This is a genomic window from Bacillus sp. AFS023182, assembly GCF_002560575.1.
GTDB lineage: Bacteria > Bacillota > Bacilli > Bacillales > Bacillaceae_G > Bacillus_A > Bacillus_A arachidis.
Genome location: NZ_NTRO01000057.1, coordinates 37620 through 56846, shown reverse-complemented (window position 1 = coordinate 56846; position 19227 = coordinate 37620). Strand labels below are relative to the sequence as shown.

22 protein-coding genes and 2 pseudogenes are annotated in these 19227 nt (G+C 36.7%); 11 read left to right on the top strand and 13 right to left on the bottom strand.

Going from position 1 to position 19227, the window contains the following annotated elements; translation table 11 throughout:
• Positions 1-132: 132 nt before the first annotated feature.
• Together CN288_RS21795 and CN288_RS21790 are read left to right on the top strand one after the other, a co-directional pair.
• Positions 133-816, top strand: a complete 684-nt coding sequence (locus CN288_RS21795) for an AbiTii domain-containing protein (protein ID WP_098303085.1) — start codon at positions 133-135, stop codon at positions 814-816.
• On the top strand, positions 813-1016 hold the full coding sequence (locus tag CN288_RS21790; protein WP_098303084.1) for a hypothetical protein: 204 nt from the start codon (positions 813-815) through the stop codon (positions 1014-1016). Before CN288_RS21795 ends, CN288_RS21790 begins: the two co-directional genes overlap by 4 nt.
• A 40-nt stretch (positions 1017-1056) precedes the next feature.
• Here the strand turns inward: CN288_RS21790 and CN288_RS21785 are convergent, their stop codons facing one another.
• The 4 genes and pseudogenes from CN288_RS21785 to CN288_RS21770 form a co-directional block, all read right to left on the bottom strand.
• The gene (locus CN288_RS21785) at positions 1057-1392 is read right to left on the bottom strand and encodes a hypothetical protein (RefSeq protein WP_098303083.1); all 336 of its coding nucleotides are present in this window, start codon (positions 1390-1392) and stop codon (positions 1057-1059) included.
• A 66-nt stretch (positions 1393-1458) separates the two neighbouring features.
• The gene (locus tag CN288_RS21780) at positions 1459-1707 is read right to left on the bottom strand and encodes a hypothetical protein (RefSeq protein ID WP_098303082.1); all 249 of its coding nucleotides are present in this window, start codon (positions 1705-1707) and stop codon (positions 1459-1461) included.
• Positions 1685-1930, bottom strand: a pseudogene (locus tag CN288_RS21775) (helix-turn-helix domain-containing protein); the annotation flags it as partial. The gene CN288_RS21780 and the pseudogene CN288_RS21775, both read right to left, overlap by 23 nt.
• A gap of 90 nt (positions 1931-2020) precedes the next feature.
• A complete protein-coding gene (locus tag CN288_RS21770) occupies positions 2021-2854 on the bottom strand; it encodes a cytosolic protein (RefSeq protein ID WP_098303080.1) in 834 nt (277 codons plus the stop codon).
• A gap of 221 nt (positions 2855-3075) precedes the next feature.
• Between CN288_RS21770 and CN288_RS21765 the strand changes: the two are divergent.
• The 6 genes and pseudogenes from CN288_RS21765 to CN288_RS21740 all read left to right on the top strand — a co-directional run.
• Positions 3076-3480, top strand: a pseudogene (locus CN288_RS21765) (competence protein ComK); the annotation flags it as partial.
• 224 nt (positions 3481-3704) lie between these two features.
• The gene (locus CN288_RS21760; RefSeq protein ID WP_026590502.1) at positions 3705-4298 is read left to right on the top strand and encodes a TVP38/TMEM64 family protein; all 594 of its coding nucleotides are present in this window, start codon (positions 3705-3707) and stop codon (positions 4296-4298) included.
• A gap of 57 nt (positions 4299-4355) precedes the next feature.
• Positions 4356-4919, top strand: coding sequence for a signal peptidase I (gene lepB, locus CN288_RS21755; RefSeq protein ID WP_026590501.1), 564 nt, complete (start codon positions 4356-4358; stop codon positions 4917-4919).
• Positions 4920-5041: 122 nt separating this feature from the next.
• The gene (gene addB / locus CN288_RS21750) at positions 5042-8554 is read left to right on the top strand and encodes a helicase-exonuclease AddAB subunit AddB (RefSeq protein ID WP_098303079.1); all 3513 of its coding nucleotides are present in this window, start codon (positions 5042-5044) and stop codon (positions 8552-8554) included.
• On the top strand, positions 8551-12276 hold the full coding sequence (gene addA, locus CN288_RS21745) for a helicase-exonuclease AddAB subunit AddA (RefSeq protein ID WP_098303078.1): 3726 nt from the start codon (positions 8551-8553) through the stop codon (positions 12274-12276). Before addB ends, addA begins: the two co-directional genes overlap by 4 nt.
• Before the next feature lie 76 nt (positions 12277-12352).
• Entirely contained in the window at positions 12353-12646 is a 294-nt protein-coding gene (locus CN288_RS21740) for an RNA polymerase alpha subunit C-terminal domain-containing protein (protein ID WP_098303077.1), read from the top strand.
• 84 nt (positions 12647-12730) lie between these two features.
• Here CN288_RS21740 and gerPF read toward each other — a convergent pair whose 3' ends face one another.
• The 7 genes from gerPF to CN288_RS21705 form a co-directional block, all read right to left on the bottom strand.
• Positions 12731-12946 (bottom strand): spore germination protein GerPF, encoded by a 216-nt coding sequence (gerPF, locus tag CN288_RS21735; protein ID WP_001141566.1) that lies wholly within the window; start codon positions 12944-12946, stop codon positions 12731-12733.
• A 45-nt stretch (positions 12947-12991) separates the two neighbouring features.
• Complete coding sequence (locus tag CN288_RS21730; RefSeq protein ID WP_098303076.1) at positions 12992-13378, bottom strand: spore germination protein GerPE; 387 nt, start codon at positions 13376-13378, stop codon at positions 12992-12994.
• Positions 13379-13389: 11 nt separating this feature from the next.
• Complete coding sequence (locus CN288_RS21725; protein ID WP_098303075.1) at positions 13390-13584, bottom strand: spore gernimation protein GerPD; 195 nt, start codon at positions 13582-13584, stop codon at positions 13390-13392.
• A 6-nt stretch (positions 13585-13590) separates the two neighbouring features.
• Entirely contained in the window at positions 13591-14205 is a 615-nt protein-coding gene (locus CN288_RS21720) for a spore germination protein GerPC (RefSeq protein ID WP_098303074.1), read from the bottom strand.
• 83 nt (positions 14206-14288) lie between these two features.
• Positions 14289-14480: a spore germination protein GerPB gene (locus CN288_RS21715; RefSeq protein ID WP_026590494.1), complete on the bottom strand. Its 192-nt coding sequence runs from the start codon at positions 14478-14480 to the stop codon at positions 14289-14291.
• A gap of 16 nt (positions 14481-14496) precedes the next feature.
• Positions 14497-14718 (bottom strand): spore germination protein, encoded by a 222-nt coding sequence (locus CN288_RS21710; RefSeq protein ID WP_026590493.1) that lies wholly within the window; start codon positions 14716-14718, stop codon positions 14497-14499.
• A gap of 170 nt (positions 14719-14888) precedes the next feature.
• Positions 14889-15068, bottom strand: coding sequence for an aspartyl-phosphate phosphatase Spo0E family protein (locus CN288_RS21705; protein ID WP_026590492.1), 180 nt, complete (start codon positions 15066-15068; stop codon positions 14889-14891).
• 241 nt (positions 15069-15309) lie between these two features.
• Between CN288_RS21705 and CN288_RS21700 the strand changes: the two genes are divergently transcribed.
• Together CN288_RS21700 and CN288_RS21695 are read left to right on the top strand one after the other, a co-directional pair.
• Positions 15310-16209 (top strand): fumarylacetoacetate hydrolase family protein, encoded by a 900-nt coding sequence (locus CN288_RS21700; RefSeq protein ID WP_141527995.1) that lies wholly within the window; start codon positions 15310-15312, stop codon positions 16207-16209.
• Positions 16181-16684, top strand: a complete 504-nt coding sequence (locus tag CN288_RS21695; RefSeq protein WP_255260030.1) for an HXXEE domain-containing protein — start codon at positions 16181-16183, stop codon at positions 16682-16684. Before CN288_RS21700 ends, CN288_RS21695 begins: the two co-directional genes overlap by 29 nt.
• 34 nt (positions 16685-16718) lie before the next feature.
• Here the strand turns inward: CN288_RS21695 and rocD are convergent, their stop codons facing one another.
• Entirely contained in the window at positions 16719-17909 is a 1191-nt protein-coding gene (rocD, locus tag CN288_RS21690; protein WP_026590489.1) for an ornithine aminotransferase, read from the bottom strand.
• A 148-nt stretch (positions 17910-18057) separates the two neighbouring features.
• On the opposite strand from rocD, the gene CN288_RS21685 reads away from it, so the two are divergent.
• On the top strand, positions 18058-18426 hold the full coding sequence (locus tag CN288_RS21685) for a YisL family protein (protein WP_026590488.1): 369 nt from the start codon (positions 18058-18060) through the stop codon (positions 18424-18426).
• 56 nt (positions 18427-18482) lie between these two features.
• Here the strand turns inward: CN288_RS21685 and CN288_RS21680 are convergent, their stop codons facing one another.
• The gene (locus CN288_RS21680) at positions 18483-19037 is read right to left on the bottom strand and encodes a DUF2777 domain-containing protein (RefSeq protein ID WP_026590487.1); all 555 of its coding nucleotides are present in this window, start codon (positions 19035-19037) and stop codon (positions 18483-18485) included.
• Positions 19038-19227 lie beyond the last annotated feature (190 nt).

Below are 19227 nucleotides of genomic sequence, written 5' to 3'. Positions count from 1 at the left end.
TAAATGGATTCGATAAAAAAGTGCCGGCTCTTAATTGAGTCGGCTTTTTTTATTTTAAGATGTTGAATTAATTGCGTGTGATTTTTAATTCTAGTAGACTAAAAAGTAATTTAATAGTAACGGAGTGATAATATGGCAAGAAGTCAACTTTTAAAAGACTTGGTTAATGGTCAAGAAACACTTGAAAATATTCTCTTGAGGTTAAAAGTTATACTATCAGACCTTGATAACGAATTAATTATGAATTGGATTCAAGGGGAGTTAAAGGGATTTGATACAAAGGAAGATATTCCTACATATAGAATAATAAAAGGGGCACCTGTAGGTACATTTCTTGTAAACTATTCAACTAAATATACAAATGCTCAAGTCCCATTAGAAGCATTGATACCGCAAGAACGGATTGATCAGCTTACTACAATGTACATAAATGACAGTATTAATACGCTTCAGGAAGTAATAGACAAAGATGATGCCGTAAATTATGCAAAAGTTGTACCAACTGCTTTGTGTCACGCTATCTCAACAGAAGAATTGCAAATTGCTGGGATGAGTATAAAATGTTCTTCAAATGTACTAAGCAAAATAGTTGCTAATGTAAAATCTAAACTCGTAGATGTAATTTTGGAACTGGAAAAACAATATGAAAACCTGGATGACCTAGATATAAAGTCGCAGGTAGAAATGGATGAGAATAAAAAAGAACAAGTTATTTTCAACATAGAAAATATAATTTTTGATGAATCCATAAAAATGGGAGATGAAAATAAAGTTACTGGTTCTAAATTGGGTCATTGGTTTGGAGGGCGAAAATGAGTATAAAACTTGGCAATAAGAACAAAATCAAAAATTCTTCTATTGGTCATCAATTTAATGCTACAACGCCGCCCGAGAAAAAATCTTTTGCAGAAAGACATCCTATTATTATTTCATTCTTAGTTTCCATAGTTGTAGGATTTATTTTACTTTTTTCTTTTTGGAAACCTATTGTAGAATGGATAGAAAACCTTTTTTGATTTTTAAAAGCCAACTTATATAAGTCGGCTTTTTTTTTAGTTACTTCAAATCAGATATCCTTCTAACTTGTTTTTCCTTCTTTTTAAAATCCTTCTTGTACTTCTTAAATTCTTGTTTATCAACGTGAAATTTTTCACCAGTTGCTATGTTTTTTACTAAGCATGTTTTAGCGAAAAATTCCTTTGTAAAATAATAAATCACTAATGCTACTAAAGAAAAAGTGAAAGTAGGAATGAATAAAATAACTGCAATAACTGCCAACCATGTATCTAAAGTTGTGTTAGCTCTTTTTAAAACTAATCTATTTCCGGCTGCAGCTTCTGCTTGTTCCAATTGTTGCATACGTTGCAACGAACCGACTGTATCATAACTCATGAAAAAAACCTCCTTGAATTAATACCTAAATCATACCAATTTTACATAATAACTGTAAATATTACTTTAGAGGTCTTTAACTCGTTCAAGTAAATCAATTATTTGTGTGTGTTTCTCTTTTAATTCTTCTAAAGAGATTTTTGTTATGCCAGCATTTTGTATAAAAAAGTTTTTATGCGAATGCCAATCATAAATAAGTTGTGCAATTTTTTGTTGGTCATCTTGTAGTAATAATAATTCAGCAACTTGTTTTTGGTTCGTATAAATATCTCTAATCAATTTGTCTTTTTCAAATGCTATTGGATTGGTTATCATATATGTTTCCTCCTATTAAAATTTTAATTGTTCGTGGTTTGGATGGATCACGCTGAATATATCCTTTCTCTTCTAGGTGCAGTAAATGTCCATGCACTGTGGAGCTAGAAGCAAGACCAGTCGCTTTGCCAATTTCCCTAACAGTTGGAGGATATCCGTTTTCTATGACTTTTTCTTGGATGAAAGTTAGTATTTGAGCTTGTCTATTGGTTAATGGTTTCATAATGTATACCTCACTTTATGTATGGAATATCTAATATAATAACAAGTTGTTGAGAACTAATCAAACGTTTGTTCGTGTTTTTCAGAGGGATTATGCTCCCATAAATTCCTTATCAAAATAGAACTTGTCCATTAAGTTATTTACAATCCCGTTGAAATAAGCGAATTTACCATTCTTCATTTTTGTTCCAGATTTAATTTTCATAACAAACTCTTTGATAGCTTTTAAGCCAATAGTAAGTTCCTGGTCTTTAGTAAATGCTTTATCTCCTGTTAAATGGTTAACGATTCTATTACATTGTCTTACGACCTTCCACAGTTCTTGAATTGTTTTAGATTCAGAATAAAAAGAGCTAGTTAAAGAAGCAAAACGTTCTGGTACCCAATGAGCAACAAAATCAACTTGTTTAATATTCTCTTCAGTAGTATTGCTATTATCATTATTATTACGTTTGTTTATATCTTTTATATTTTGTTTTAAGAAAACAGGTGTTGTTTTAATGGTAGGACACTTTGTAGGACTTTTACCTGGTACCTTGTCGGACACTTCTTCCATAATAGGTTGAATAATAATTGCATTAGCTGTTTGCAACATATCAGATTTACGTTTCATAGATACTTGGTTAATCATGTTCAGTTCTACAAGTTTCTTCATTAAACGTTGTATAGTTTTATAAGACACTTCCATCATGTCAGCAATTGTATTTTTGCATAGGAAACTAACACCTACATATTTACAACTATGGCGCTTTAAAATTTCAAGTAATTCAATTAGTTTAGACTGTACATCGGTACGTTTAATAGACATACGGATTGTGTCTCTGTATGTACGAATAGTTTTATTTAATGCTTCTACTTCTGTGAATGATGATAAGTTGTGGAAGGATTCTTCACTTGCTATAACCTCTATACGTTTTCTTTCCATATTACATGTCTCCTTTGTGGAAACAAAAAAGCAACGTCACCAATTTGGTAAACGTTGCTTAATAGACCCTACATAATGTAAAATAACACATGAGAGTATAGCAAGTGTTTACCTGGCGTAATCAGGTTGACGGTATAAGAGTGTTACCAGCACTACTTATACACGCTGTGCTCTTTTGTTTTTTTTGTAATACAATGTTTATTTTTTTTATGTATTACAGGAGTTTTGTCGGCAGAAAAGACGGTACAAAAGAGTTAACAAAGATTACGCATAAAGCACCCATTGCAATTAGCCCAACAGATCAGCTTTACTTTTTTCCTACGTATTCTTATTCTAGAAAAGAATGTGCCTGGTTGTCTCATTTTCACATTGCAAACAATAAAGAGTCAGCAGATGGTAACTTAATTATTCGATTCATTAACGGTTTCGCAGTGAAACTAGAAATGTCAAGGAGCAGTTTTGAGAATCAGCAAAATCGCACTGCAAAGCTGCGAACAGAGTACGAGGATCGTAAGAATAAACAAGGAAAGCTTCATTTTAAGCAAGTGGATAAAGAAGATGAATCTAAATTAAAGCCTGCATATGAACAAGCGTATCTTGTGAAAGAAGAGGACATAAATGAATAATGACTGATAAGCAGAAAGGATGGGACAACCATCCTTTTTTATTTCTCAATATGTAGTATCCTGTCAAATATTGATAGATTATCATACAATAATAATGAAGGATTTTTACATAAAACTATGGAACTTTAATAAATACATCTCCATATGTCGTATCTACCATTTCCTCTTTACAATAAGCGATGATAAAGTAGAGGTAGGAATATAGTAAAGGGGTAATTTGTAGAATGGATTTTCAAACAATCAAAGAGTATTTTTCTGCGGAAAATATGAATCAACTTGTAGAAAGTTATCGGGCATTTGGGCCGCTCCTTGGTATTGGCCTGCCGATGGTGGAGGCACTGATCCCGGCATTGCCACTTATTGTGTTTGTGATGGCGAATGCAGTTGCCTTCGGGTTATGGTTTGGTTTTTTGTATTCATGGATTGGGTCGGTTCTTGGTGCATTAATTGTATTTTCGGTTATTCGACGTTTTGGAAGGAGTCGATTCTTCTCGTTTGTGAATAAACATCCGAAAGTACGCAAAGCGATGGGATGGATTGAAAGGAAAGGATTTGCACCTATTTTTATCTTATTTTGTTTTCCTTTTACACCGTCTGCACTGATTAATGTTGTGGCCGGTTTATCCCGCATTAGTATAAGACAGTTTGTGTTAGCGCTAGCGCTTGGAAAATTAGTTATGATTTTTATTTTAAGTTATATCGGATCTGATTTAACTTCTTTTATCCATAAGCCTGTAAAAACAATTATTGTCATAGGTGTCATTTTTACTTTATGGTATGTCGGTAAGAAAATTGAAGTAAAACTTGAACTACATTGAGACTAGTCTTCGCTGTGAGTAAGGCTCTATTATAGAGAAGGGTGAGGGGAGAGGCAGATGAAGCGTGCTTTGAAAAAAGAAGGCCTAGAATGGATGAGAACAATCTTTATAGGTGTGCTATTGGCAGTTTTTTTTCGAACGTTTTTCTTTTCCACGTATGTTGTAGAGGGGAAGTCAATGATGCCGACACTTCAAGATGGGAACATGCTTGTTGTGAATAAGGTTAGCTATCAAGTTGGGGATTTAAACCGATTTGATGTTGTCGTGTTTCATGCGAATAAAAAAGAAGACTATGTAAAGCGAATTATCGGTTTACCAGGAGATCACATCGAGTATAAGCATGACAAATTGTATATAAACGGTCAATTTATTGATGAGCCTTATTTAGAAACATATAAGAGGCAAGCGGAAGGAAGACAGCTGACGGGTGACTTTAAATTAGAAGAATTAACGAGAGAAAAGGTAGTTCCAAAGGGGCATATTTTTGTAATTGGTGATAATCGTCTCGGCAGCTGGGATAGTAGACATTTTGGCTTTGTGAAAGCAGATACTGTGGTCGGGAAAGTAGATTTACGCTATTGGCCAATTAAAGAAGTACAAACGAACTTTTCAAAGGGGTAATGGAAAGTTTTTATAAGAAAGGAATGTGAAAGACAAACAAAGGGTGTTTGTCTTTTTTTGTGCTATAATACAAGGATGATATCAAACTAACGTTCGTTATGTCAGTGGAAGGTGGGGATTACATGTCGCTACGATTTGTGATTGGACGGGCTGGAAGTGGAAAAAGTACATTTTGTTTACACGAAGTACAAGAAGAATTAAGACAGCGTCCAAGAGGCGAAACCATTTTATATCTTGTACCGGAACAAATGACGTTCCAAACGCAGCAAGCATTAATAGGAAATGAAGAAGTTAGCGGCTCGATCAGGGCGCAAGTGTTTAGTTTTTCAAGGTTAGCATGGAAGGTTCTGCAAGAAGTTGGTGGCGCAAGCCGTCTTCATATTGATGAGGCAGGCGTACATATGCTACTGCGCAAAATTGTAGAATCGCGTAAGGAAGGATTATATGTGTTTCAAAAAGCAGCAGAACAAAATGGCTTTTTTGAGCACTTAGGCAGTATGATTTCCGAGTTTAAACGCTATAATGTAACGCCATCGAATGTATATGAGATGTGGCAACAATTAGATACTCATTCAAGTGGTGATGAACAAAAATTATTAGCAAATAAAATGTACGATCTTCAGCTTTTATATGATGATTTTGAACGGGCTTTAATTGGTAAATATTTAGATTCAGAAGATTATTTACAGTTACTTGTAGAAAAGCTTCCTGGTTCGGACTATGTAAAAGGTGCAGAAATTTATATAGATGGGTTCCATTCCTTTTCACCTGGGGAATTAGAAATTATTAGAAGGCTTATGCTTTGCGGAGCAAGAATTACAGTTACGTTAACAGTAGATGAAAAAACGTTAGCACAGCCAGTAAGTGAATTAGATTTGTTTTATCAAACCGTGCTTACGTATGAAAAAGTGAAACAGTTAGCACGTGAGGAGAAAATTGCAATTGAAAATACGATTTCGCTGAGAGAACAGCCGCGTTTTTGCTCACCAGCACTAGCACATTTAGAAGCTGAGTTTGAATCTCGTCCTGCTAAGAAGTTTCAAGGTGAACCAGATATTACATTATATACAGCGGCAAATTTGCGAGCAGAAGTTGAAGGTGTAGCTAGAGAAATTCGCAGACTTGTTGCAGAAGGGGAGTATCGCTACAGAGATATTGCGGTTCTTCTTCGAAACGGAGAAAGCTATTATGATGTAATGAAAACATTGTTTACGGATTATGATATTCCGCATTTTATCGATGAGAAGCGCCCGATGTCACATCATCCATTAATTGAATGTATTCGTTCTGCGCTAGAAATTATTAGCGGAAATTGGCGTTATGATGCGATATTCCGCTGTATAAAAACGGAACTGCTATATCCGTTAGATGTAAGAAAAGAATCAATGCGTGAAGAAATGGACGCGTTTGAAAATTACTGTTTAGCATATGGCGTACAAGGAAAGAGATGGACGGCAGATGAACCGTGGACATATCGCCGTTATCGTTCGTTAGATGGGGCATTTGGAGCGCAAACAGATAGTGAACGTGAAATGGAAGAGAAAATAAACCGCCTTCGTGATGTGGTACGAACACCGATTATTCGTTTGCAGAAACGCTTAAAACGTTCCGGTTCAATTGTACAGATGTGTGAAGCGGTATATTTGTTTTTAGAAGAATTAGATGTTCCTAAAAAACTAGAAGATTTGCGTATGCGTGCTGAGGCAGAGGGGAATTTCTTATTTGCAAGTGACCATGATCAAGTTTGGGAAGAAGTCATGAACCTTCTTGATACATTTGTAGAGATGCTTGGTGAAGAAAAGATGTCTCTTTCGATGTTTATCGATGTAATGACAACTGGGCTTGAGGCACTTCAATTTGCAAATATCCCGCCTTCTTTAGACCAAGTGCTTATTGCAAATATTGATCGATCAAGGTTATCGAATGTTCGTGCAACTTTTGTAATTGGTGCGAATGAAGGAATCATTCCAGCAGCCCCTTCAAATGAAGGCATGTTATCAGATGAAGAAAGAGAGCTTCTCACCACAGCTGGTGTAGAATTAGCGCCGACAACAAGGCAGACTTTATTAGAAGAGCAATTTGTGATTTATCAAACCGTAACTCGTGCTTCTGAGAAGCTATACATTTCTTGTCCACTCGCGGATGAAGAAGGAAAAACGTTACTTTCATCTAGCTTTATTAAGAAAGTGAAAAGAATGTTCCCTTCTATTAAAGAAGTATTTGTAACGAATGATGTGAATGACTTGTCTCGTCAGGCGCAAATTTCGTATGTAGCAACGCCAGAAGTTACCTTGTCATATGTGACGCAACAATTACAAAACTGGAAACGATACGGTTTTGAAGGAAATCTTGATTTTTGGTGGGATGTATATAACTTCTATGTTACATCGCCCGAGTGGAAACAAAAAAGTAGTCGGGTATTATCTAGTTTATTTTATCGAAACCGTGCACAGAAACTCAGCCCAGTTGTAAGTAGAAATCTATACGGAGATACAATTAAAGGAAGCGTCTCTCGTATGGAACTATTTAATCGCTGCGCGTATGCTCATTTTGCACAGCATGGATTATCACTAAGAGAGCGTGATATTTTCAAATTAGATGCACCGGATATCGGTGAATTATTCCATGCGGCACTAAAGAAAATTGCAGATAAGTTACTTAGGGAAAATCGCACTTGGGCTGATTTATCGATTAAAGAGTGTGAGCATTTGTCTGCGGCAGTAATTGAAGAAATCGCACCGCTTCTGCAAAGGCAAATTTTATTAAGTTCAAATCGGAATCATTATTTAAAACAAAAACTGCAGCAAATTATTTTCCGTACGTCACTTATCCTTCGTGAACATGCGAAGTCTAGTGGATTCGTGCCAGTTGACTTAGAGGTTCCATTCGGTATGGGCGGGACAGGTTCACTTCCGCCGATGGAGTTTACACTCGCAAACGGTGTGAAAATGGAAGTTGTTGGCCGGATTGACCGCGTAGATAAAGCGGAAGATGAAAACGGTACGTTCCTGCGGATTATTGATTATAAATCAAGCACGAAAGCGTTAGATTTAACAGAAGTATATTATGGTTTAGCACTTCAAATGTTAACGTATTTAGACGTGGTCATTTCAAATGCAAATACGTGGATGAAAAAGGGACAGGCGGCATCACCTGCTGGTGTTCTATATTTCCATATTCATAACCCGATTGTGGAAATGAAAGGCGATGCTTCGGAAGAAGAAATTGAAAAAGAAATTTTAAAGAAATTTAAAATGAAAGGTCTCGTGTTAGGAGATGCGGATGTTGTTCGATTGATGGACAATAAGTTAAGTACGGGAAGTTCAGACATTATTTCTGCTGGTCTGAAAAAAGATGGTAGTTTTAGCGCGCGTTCTAGCATTGCAAGTGAACAAGAATTTACAACTTTACAGCAATATGTGCATCATACATTTGAAAACATCGGGAAAGACATTACAGAAGGTGTGATTGATATTGCACCGTATAAAATGGGGAATAAGGCTGCTTGTACGTTCTGTAATTTCCGCTCTGTTTGTCAGTTTGATGAATCGCTTGAAGATAATGAGTTCCGTACGTTAAAAGATATGAAAGATAGTGAAGCGATGGAGAAAATGAGAGAGGAGGTTGGCGAATGATAGAGAATTGGCCACAGAAACCTGATGGTAGTCAATGGACAGATGATCAATGGAAGGCAGTTGTCAGAGATGGCCGTGATATTTTAGTGGCGGCGGCAGCTGGGTCAGGAAAGACAGCTGTACTTGTAGAAAGAATGATTCGCAAAATTATTAATGCTGAGAATCCAGTTGATGTAGATCGTCTGCTTGTCGTAACATTTACAAATGCAGCAGCGCAAGAGATGAAGAACAGAATTGGCGAAGCGTTAGAAAAAGTATTAATTGATGATCCAGGATCAGGGCATATTCGTAAGCAGCTCAGCTTATTGAATAAAGCATCGATTTCAACGATTCACTCGTTCTGTTTACAAGTTATTCGAACGTACTACTATATGCTCGACGTTGATCCCCGTTTTCGCATTGCAAACCAGACAGAAAATGAATTATTAAAAGAAGAAGTATTAGATGACATATTAGAAGAGGAATATGGCACAGAGGGAAATGATATTTTCTTTGAGCTTGTTGATCGCTATACGAGTGACCGAAGTGATGATGACTTGCAGCGCATGATTTTAGCGCTTCATACAGAATCAAGAGCACATCCAGATCCAGAGAAATGGCTTGATAAGCTAGTGGAAGCATATGATGTGGAAGGAAAATCAATTGAGGATTTAACGTATGCTTCTTACTTATTAGAAGATGTGAAGTTTCAGCTAGAAACTGCCGAAAAGCATGTTCAAAAAGCAATTGAACTTACTATGCTTCCAGATGGGCCAGCCCCCCGCATGGAGACATTACAAGCAGATTTGGTGTTACTCGGAACGTTATCTAGTGCAGCACATCAGTCTTGGACAAGTGTCTATGAAGCGATGCAAAATGTTTCGTGGCAAACGCTAAAGCGTATTAAGAAGAGTGACTACAATGAAGAGATTGTAAAACAAGTAGATTCACTTCGAAATAAAGCAAAAGATGAAGTGAAGAAGTTACAAGAAGAGTTGTTTAGCCGAAAACCAGAAAGTTTTTTACGTGATTTTAAGGAAATGCATCCTGTACTAGAAAAGCTTGTTCAGATTGTAAAAGTATTTACGGAGCGATTCCAAGCGATCAAGCGTGATAAAGGAATGGTTGATTTCACAGATTTAGAGCATTTTTGCTTACAAATTTTAAGTGAACGTACAGAAAATGGTGAGCTTCGTCCGTCACCGGTTGCGCTTCAATATCGCAATAAATTTACTGAAGTACTTGTCGACGAATATCAAGATACAAACTTTGTCCAGGAGTCGATTATTAAGTTTGTAACGAAAGACTCTGAGCAAGAAGGCAATCTGTTTATGGTTGGCGACGTAAAACAATCGATTTATCGATTCCGACTAGCAGAACCGAGCCTTTTCCTAGGGAAATATAAACGTTTTACGGCTGAAGGAATAGACGGCGGTATGAAGATTGATTTAGCGAAAAACTTCCGTAGTCGTCACGAAGTGTTAGCCGGTACGAACTTTATTTTTAAACAAATTATGGGCGAAACGGTCGGGGAAATTGAGTATGACGCCGATGCTGAACTAAAGTTAGGTGCAAGGTATCCAGAAGGGGAAGATGTAGCGGCTGAGCTATTATGTATTCATCAGTCTGAGGGTGAAGAATCGGCAGAGGGAGAAGACGGTGTCGAAGTAGAAAAAGCACAGCTGGAAGCGCGTTTAATGGCCGGGAGAATTAAAGCGATGGTGGATTCGGGTTATGAAGTATACGATCGTAAAACAGATAGCATGCGCCCGGTGAAATATCGTGACTTTGTTATTTTACTTCGCTCGATGCCGTGGGCTCCTCAAATTATGGAAGAATTAAAGTTGCAAGGTATTCCTGTTTACGCTGAGCTTGCAACGGGTTATTTTGAAGCAACAGAAGTGACCGTTATGATGAATGTATTTCGCGTAATCGATAATCCGATGCAAGACATTCCGCTTGCCGCTGTACTACGTTCCCCAATTGTTGGGTTACATGATGAGGAGCTTGCGATGCTTCGTGCTCATGAAAAGAAAGGTTCGTTTTATGAAGTGATGCGTTCCTTCTTACAAGGAGCGCCACTTGAGGAAGAGGCGGAATTACACGGAAAACTACAATGGTTCTATAACCTTCTGCAAGGATGGCGTGAATTTGCACGCCAGCAATCACTTTCTGATTTGATTTGGAAAGTATATCGTGAGACAGGTTATTATGACTTTGTTGGTGGTCTTCCAGCAGGAAAACAGCGCCAGGCTAACTTACGCGTATTATACGACCGGGCAAGGCAGTATGAAGCAACATCTTTCCGCGGGTTATTCCGTTTCCTTCGCTTTATTGAGCGGATTTTAGAGCGCGGGGATGATATGGGAACAGCGAGAGCGCTTGGCGAGCAAGAAGATGTTGTGCGAATTATGACGATTCATAAAAGTAAGGGGTTAGAGTTCCCGGTTGTATTTGTAGCGGGACTTGGACGCCGTTTTAATACACAAGATTTAATGAAACGATTCTTATTACACAAGGATTTCGGTTTTGGATCACAGTTTATTGATCCTCGTAAGCGAATTAAATATACGACGCTATCGCAATTGGCCATTAAACGTAAAATGAAGATGGAACTTATTGCGGAAGAGATGCGCGTATTATATGTTGCTTTAACGCGTGCGAAAGAGAAGTTAATTTTAATTGGTACAGTGAAAGATAAAGCAAAAGAAATGGAAAAGTGGCTTGATGCAAGAGAGCATACAGATTGGTTATTACCAGATTATCTTCGTGCGGGTGCATCTTGTTACTTAGATTGGATTGCGCCGTCACTATATAGACATCGTGATAGTGAAATGCTTCTTGAACTTGGACAAGGAAATATACCAAATGAAATTTATGAATACGATGCGAGCTGGAAAGTGGAAGTCGTTGATGGTAGCACTTTACTTGCACCTGAACCAGTACAAGAAGAGAAGCAAGAATTGTTAGAAGCACTTCGTGAGAAAAAAACTGTTCCGCTAGAAAGTGAACGAAAAGAAGAAGTGTATGCTCGTTTAACATGGGAGTATGCGCATGAAGGTGCAACAATGCACCGGGCGAAGCAATCTGTTACGGAAATAAAGCGGAATTATCAGTCAGAAGATGGAAGTGATCATGCTTTTATTAAAAAACTTCGTGCTCCTATAAAAACGCGACCTCGCTTTATGGAGAAAAAGGGGTTGACCTACGCTGAACGAGGGACAGCTGTCCACGCCGTCATGCAGCATGTTAATTTACAAAAAACGATTACACCAGAAACAATCAAAGAACAAATTGCGGAAATGGTAAATAAAGAATTACTAACATTTGAGCAAGCAGAAGAAATTGCGATTGATCGAATTGTAGCATTTTTTGATACGGATCTTGGTAAACGTGTGTTAGCTGCGAAGAGTGTAGAGCGTGAAGTGCCCTTTACGATGATGCTTTCAGCAAAAGAGGCATATCAAGAGTGGGAAGGTCAGAGCAAAGAATCTATACTTGTCCAAGGGGTTATTGATTGTATGATAGAAGAGGAAGATGGGATTGTATTAATTGATTTTAAAACAGATACAATTGAAGGGCGTTTTCCGGGTGGATACGATCAAGCGCGACCTATTTTAGAAGACCGTTATAAAGTGCAAATTAATCTATATGCGAAAGCGCTAGAGAAAAGCTTACATCATCCTGTGAAGGGGAAATATTTATACTTCTTTGATGGGAATCACATAGTACATGTTGATTAAAAAAGTGAGTGAAATATACAGCAAAGTATAAATATGAAAAGAGGAAAGATGTAACTTTAGAAAGGAGCTATGTAAAATGGTAGCATCCAAAAAAAGTTTAAGGACTTGTGACAGTGGACATCAATACTATAAAAGTAGCGACTGTCCTTCTTGCCCAATCTGTGAGAAGGAACGAAAACCAGAAAGTGGATTTCTTTCACTTCTCTCGGCACCAGCGAGAAGAGCGCTCCAACACAAGGAAATAACTTCTTTGCAGCGGCTCTCAAAATATAGTGAGAAAGAGATTTTACAACTGCACGGTATGGGACCAGCATCTTTACCTAAACTTAGAACTGCTTTGAAGGAACAAGGATTATCATTCAAAGACTAAACAATAAGAATGATTACACTTAATGAAGTGAGAACATGAAAAGCAAAAGAACGAAAAAAGTAGGAGACTTTTCTCCTACTTTTTTTAAGCTGTTCCAATTTGATCTTGATCCGCAACATCTGAATCAAATGTATTCGTTGCACTGACACCGTTAAATGTATTGACTACAAAACCAACGTTTGATGCTCCTGACCCGTTATATGCCTTTGTATTTTCTTTTGGAGATACATTATAGAAATCACCTAAGTTAAAAGAGCCATTACTATTTTGAACAACGAGGTTGCCAACGACAGAGGGCATATTATTCACCTACTTCAGCAGTCTTCTTTAACATCACTATATGATTTATTTGTTGAAATGTTCATCTGAAATATATTGGCGCATTTGGTGAATACGTGAATTACTAAATACATAATCAACTGAACCGATTTGAAAGCAGCCAGAATTTAATAAAGTACGAATCGTAACAGCATTTACTTCAATAAAGGGGCATTCATTTATAATATTCATTTTGACATCTGTCGATCTTTTGGGAATTGTAATGTACTCATCTGTAAAGATTTTAAAATCCTCGAATCTTCCTTCGCTTTTTAAATAGTAAGGAATTTCACGGTGTACGATAAGAGCTCGGGTTTTTAATTCCATCTGGTTCGCATCACCAACTTGAAAAATACCAGCATTCCCCATAGAAATAACTTTTGGTTGATGAACAATTGAAATGTGTCGAAGCATGAAGCCCCTCCTTAACCTGGAGTAGAAGGTACGGCAGTTACGAGAGGTACAAATGGACCTTCAGTCACTGACTCGAAAGGTGTATCGAGAATAGAAGAGAGAATTAGGAGACTCGCATCACCGATTAAAAAAAGTGCAGCTGAAGATACCCCATTCGTTTTAACCTGCCCAACTTTTATTTCACGATTGACAACGGTAAAATTCATATGAATTTACTCCTTTCGAAAATTATTCGGTATGTGCTGAATAAAGGAAAGGAACGCTTTATCGATATCTTGCTTCATAGCCTGAATAATTACGTCTTTCATATACTCGGGGTTTGATGTAATGTCCTCATACGGCTGTACTTGTGATAAATAATAAGGAAGGCGATGTTCCATTTGCTTTTTTATATCATCAATCATCATTTGTCGATACATATCATCGAGCGGCGTCCGCTGTTCTTGTTCAAAATGAAGGATTCTGCTATATGCTTCTTCGTCTAAATAGCGATGCATCTCTTGAATAATGCCTTGATAAAAATCAGGGTTTGTTTGTGTCTCTGGATTTACTTTTAATGTTTCTGTATCTACCTCAAAATCTTCAATTTGTTGTCCTTTGGTTGAGAATGGATTTAAGCCGATATTTAACGTACCATTTAAGTTTTCTACTTTTAATTGATCGAATTTATATTCTACTTTTCCTATAGAAGAGGAGGGCCGGCTTTTTAGTTCATCAAGTTCTTCTGTTAGTCTACGTACTTGTTCTTCTAATGCATGGATTGTTTCTTGTTGTTTTTGAAGAACTTGTTGAAATTGTTGTAGGTAAATGTATATATCTTGATTCACTGTATGAAACCTCCTTTTCAATAGGGAGGGGTGTGTATGCTTGCTCTATATGTTTATGACATAAAGAGCCTAAGAAGAACCCATCATGGTTTAATAGAAAGAATTTGTCCTTTTGATTTCAAGGGACGAAGTGGCGCTGTAAATCCGCCGGTATTAGAAAATTTAGATAATGCTTTAATGCTACCGGAACTTCCAATTTGAAAAACGGATGATGTTGTAATACTATCAATTCTTATTTTGTTAATGATAATACTTTGTTGTACATAAAAGTTCACTTACGAATCGCCTCCTTTAGTTGGATCCGATTATAGCTTGATCAATCACGTCAGTATCATTGACGGTTGTTGTATTTTGATAATTGTATACAGAGATACTTTCTCCTACATTAAAAGAACCAGCTCCTGCAAAAGCACGAGAGTAACTAATCGGCCTGATTGCAAATACATCTCCAATGTGAAAAATACCACTCGATCCAATGTTAACGATATGAATATGTCCAACCATTGCTGGCATAGCAAACACCTTTCATAGATAATATTTTTCTTGCTGTTAAAGAAACGATAAAGTGAAACTTTAATCGGTGGAGGTTTTACTGCCCCTTAAGGCAGGATAAATATTCTTTTCTATTATTGTATGGGCGTTTTCATTAAAATGTGTCTTTTTTCAAACAAAAGACACACACTTTATTGTGTGTGTCTGTCTATAGTATGCGTTTGGACGAAATCTACTTTCATCAGCCAAACAACATTTAAGAGCCTGTCCAGTTCTTGGCTACAATCCACTGTTTTTTGAGAAGTTATTCCGTAGCGTTCAGCAAAGTATATCATTTTTTCACGTTTTTTTTCAATCGCTTGCTCAAACATAGAATCGGCTCCATCTCTTTATAAATTTTGACTATATATGTAGTACATATTATACAAAAATTCCATAAAAAAGAAACAACTTCGATAAAAAAGGTAAAAATTCTACATTTTATTCCAAAATAGCATTGAGCGGTGTGAAGAGTAGGGAGTTTTGTAAAAATTAAAATGTATTGGCAGGTTTTTTTTAAAGGAATGCGAATACAATTACATTGTATGAGTTTTAGGATGGAGAGTGGAAATAATGCGGTTTGTTACAGTGAAGAAGGAAGAGAAGGTATTTGTTGGTATTGTGGATGAGCATGAAGAAACAGTGCTGCATATTCGAGAAGTGCAACGGCAAAAAGGCGAAAAAATTACAATTCCTATTACAATGTTAGAGTGTATCGAAAAGGGAAATGCTTTTATTAAAAAAGTAAAAGAAATTGTAAACTGGGCAAAGGAGAATGAAACAACGGCGTATTACCCTCTACAAGATGTGAAGCTATTGGCACCTATTCCAAGGCCGAGAAAAAATATTCTTTGCGTCGGAAAAAATTACCGTGATCATGCGATAGAAATGGACGGAGAGGAATCTGTTCCAAAGGATATTATGATTTTTACCAAGGCACCGACGACGGTTATTGGGAATGAAGAGAAGATCCACAGTCATCCGCATGCAACGAATGAACTAGATTATGAAGGGGAACTAGCAATTGTAATTGGAAAACGTGGAAAGCAAATCGCAAAAGAGAAGGCGCTTGAACATGTTTTTGGTTATACAATTGTAAATGATGTAACTGCTCGAGATATTCAAAGAAAACATAAACAATTTTTCTTAGGGAAAAGTTTTGATACATTTTGCCCAATGGGGCCGTATCTAGTTCATAAGGATGCAATTGAAAATCCAAACAAATTAAACATTGAGACAAAAGTGAACGGGGAATTTCGCCAAATTTCAAATACAGTAAATATGATATTTACAATAGAAGATATTATTTCTATTGTAAGTAAAGGGATGACGTTAGAGCCTGGGGACATAATCGCGACTGGAACACCAGCGGGAGTTGGGAAGGGATTTACACCACCCAAGTTTTTACATGCTGGTGATGAAGTAACGGTTACAGTACAACATATTGGAACACTTCAAAACGAAGTTAAATAGCCGTTTATCCATTTGGCTCATCCCTATATTATTTGCATTTCATAATGCTGAGGAATATTATTTTTTCCCGGAAATGAAATATATCCAACCGATTCATATGGAAGAAAATATGATGCAGAAACAACATTTTTTGATAGCAGTATGTTTACTAACAAGTATTGTTTTTTTATGTGCATATGCTCATTTGATAGTTAGAAAGAAATTTACGCTTTATACATTGCTCGTTATACAAGCAATGATATTTATGAATGGATTGTTTCACATTGGCGGAACAATCTTGGCAGAAAGATATGTTCCAGGATTGGTAACGGCAGTAATATTCATTATACCGTTTTCATTGTTTTGGTTTCGGAAAGGGATAAGAAGTGATTGGTGGAAATTAAAACATGTGGTTGTCTCCTGTATAGCAGGTATGTTGCTTCTATTTCCAGTTATCGTTGGGATATTACTTTTCTCAAGAATGATTGTTTCATAAAACAAGCTGCCTCGTAAAAGGCAGCTTGTTTTGATTAAGATAATACCGCTTTAATTTTTTGGAATGCCCACTCTAAATCTTCTTCAGAGATTACAAGAGGTGGTGCAATACGGATTACATTTTCATGTGTTTCTTTACATAAAAGGCCAGCTGCTTTTAACTTTTCGCAATATGGACGAGCAGGCTCGTTCAATTCGATTCCGATAAATAATCCTCTGCCTCGAATTTCTGTGATCATCGGATTATCAATTTCTTTTAATTGTCCTACTAATTTTTCACCTAATTGAAGAGAACGCTCTGTTAGTTTCTCATCTAGTAATACATCAAGAGATGCGATAGAAACAGCACATGCAAGTGGATTACCACCGAACGTAGAACCGTGAGAACCTGGCTCGAATACGCCTAAAATGTCGCTGTTTGCAGCAACGCAAGAGATTGGGAATACACCGCCGCCAAGTGCTTTACCAAGTATGTACATGTCAGGAATTACGTTATCCCAATCACATGCAAATAATTTACCTGTACGACCTAAACCAGTTTGGATTTCATCAGCTACAAATAAAACGTTTTCTTTTTTACATACATTGTAAGCTTCTTCTAAGAATCCAGCTGGTGGAATGTTAATACCTGCTTCTCCTTGAATTGGCTCTAAAATAAATGCAGCTGTATTTGGTGTAATCGCTGCTTTTAATGCTTCTAAATCACCGTAAGGAATCACAACAATACCAGGAAGCATTGGTCCGAATCCACGTTTGTATTCTTCGTTGGATGACATAGAAACAGCACCCATTGTACGACCATGGAAGTTATCTTCACAAACGATAATTTCAGCTCTATTTTCTTCTACCTTTTTCACGTCATATGCCCAGCGACGAGCTGTTTTGATTGCAGTCTCAACAGCTTCCGCACCTGTATTCATTGGGAGTACCATATTTTTATGTGTTAATTTCGCAACTTTTTCGTACCAAGGACCTAATTGATCGCTATGGAAAGCACGAGAAGTTAACGTAACACGGTTTGCTTGATCGATTAACGCATTAATAATTTTCGGATGGCGATGTCCCTGGTTTACCGCAGAATATGCACTAAGTAAGTCCATATAGCGATTTCCTTCAGGATCTTCTACCCAAACACCTTCTGCTTTAGAAATAACGATTGGAAGTGGATGATAGTTATTTGCACCGTATGTGTCTGTTAGTTCGATAATATCTTTTGTTTGAATCATGATTGTTCCCCCTTTTGTTATTACAAGAAGTTTATAAATACTCTAAATATTATATCATTTAAATTGGGAAAAGCGAAACATTTCCTGAAAAGAAATAGACATGGTATCATATAAAGTGAAAAAGTGTGAAAAGAAGAGGGGGGATAATATGACAACACACATGCATATTACAGCGTGGGCACTAGGGCTCATTTTATTCTTTGTGGCGTATTCCATGTATACGGCAGGAAGAAAAGGTAAAGGCGTACATATGGGGCTTCGTCTTGTGTATATTATCATTATTGTAACAGGTTTCTTATTGTATCAAAGCATTATGAAAACTGCGACAGGAAACATTCACATGTGGTATGGCCTAAAAATGTTAGTTGGTGTTTGGGTTATTGCTGCAATGGAAATGGTTCTTGTAAAAACAAGCAAGAATAAACCAGCAGGGGCGTTTTGGGGTCAATTCATTATTGCGCTTGTTATTGTATTGTATCTTGGATTACGTTTACCGATGGGATTTGACCTATTTTAGTAAAGAGAAGCCACCTTATTTTTTTAGTAAAAATAAGGTGGCTTTTCTATTTGTATTCACATAGATTCTACATGTAATTCTTCGCCATTTGCTTTTATAAACTTAAATATATTTTTATTACAAGTAGAAAAACGAACATAATGATGGTGCAATGAGCAAATCATTTCTTCGTTATCAAATAATAGAAGGTTTACGCCTTCACAAGGCCCGTCTTTCGGCTGGAACGATAAGAAATTATGACAATAGATACAGTCATATAAAGAATAATTAAATGACTGCAATGTTTCCGCAAAGAATGCAAAAGCGGAATCAGGTAGTTCTTCTAACCATTCATGATAACTGAGTAGCAATTTTTTACGAATTCGTATTATCTCACCATTTTGAAGTGGATGATGTTCATCGGCAATTTGTAATATATTTTGTTCGTAGAATCTTGCCGGTAGCCAATTATTGTTATATAAAACTTCAAATCCGTCTTCAATGATATCCTCTAATAAAAATGCTTCATCATTTTCATCGTCAAAGAATACCCATTCACTGTTTATATATTCCACATTCCCAATTGTATGAGCACGTGGTTGATTATACAAAATATGTTTGCGTTGTTTCATTCGTGACCTCTCCTTTTATCAAAGTGGTTATTATTGTTATGGACAGTTCAGTCGTTCTTTATAACTATGGAACACCTAAAGAAAGTTGGGCATAGAATAAGCACATGCTTCATACAGTGAATTTTTTATCCCGAAGGAGAAAGACTGTCTGGATCGTTAGCGCTCACCAATTAGGATTTTACGCGCAGTT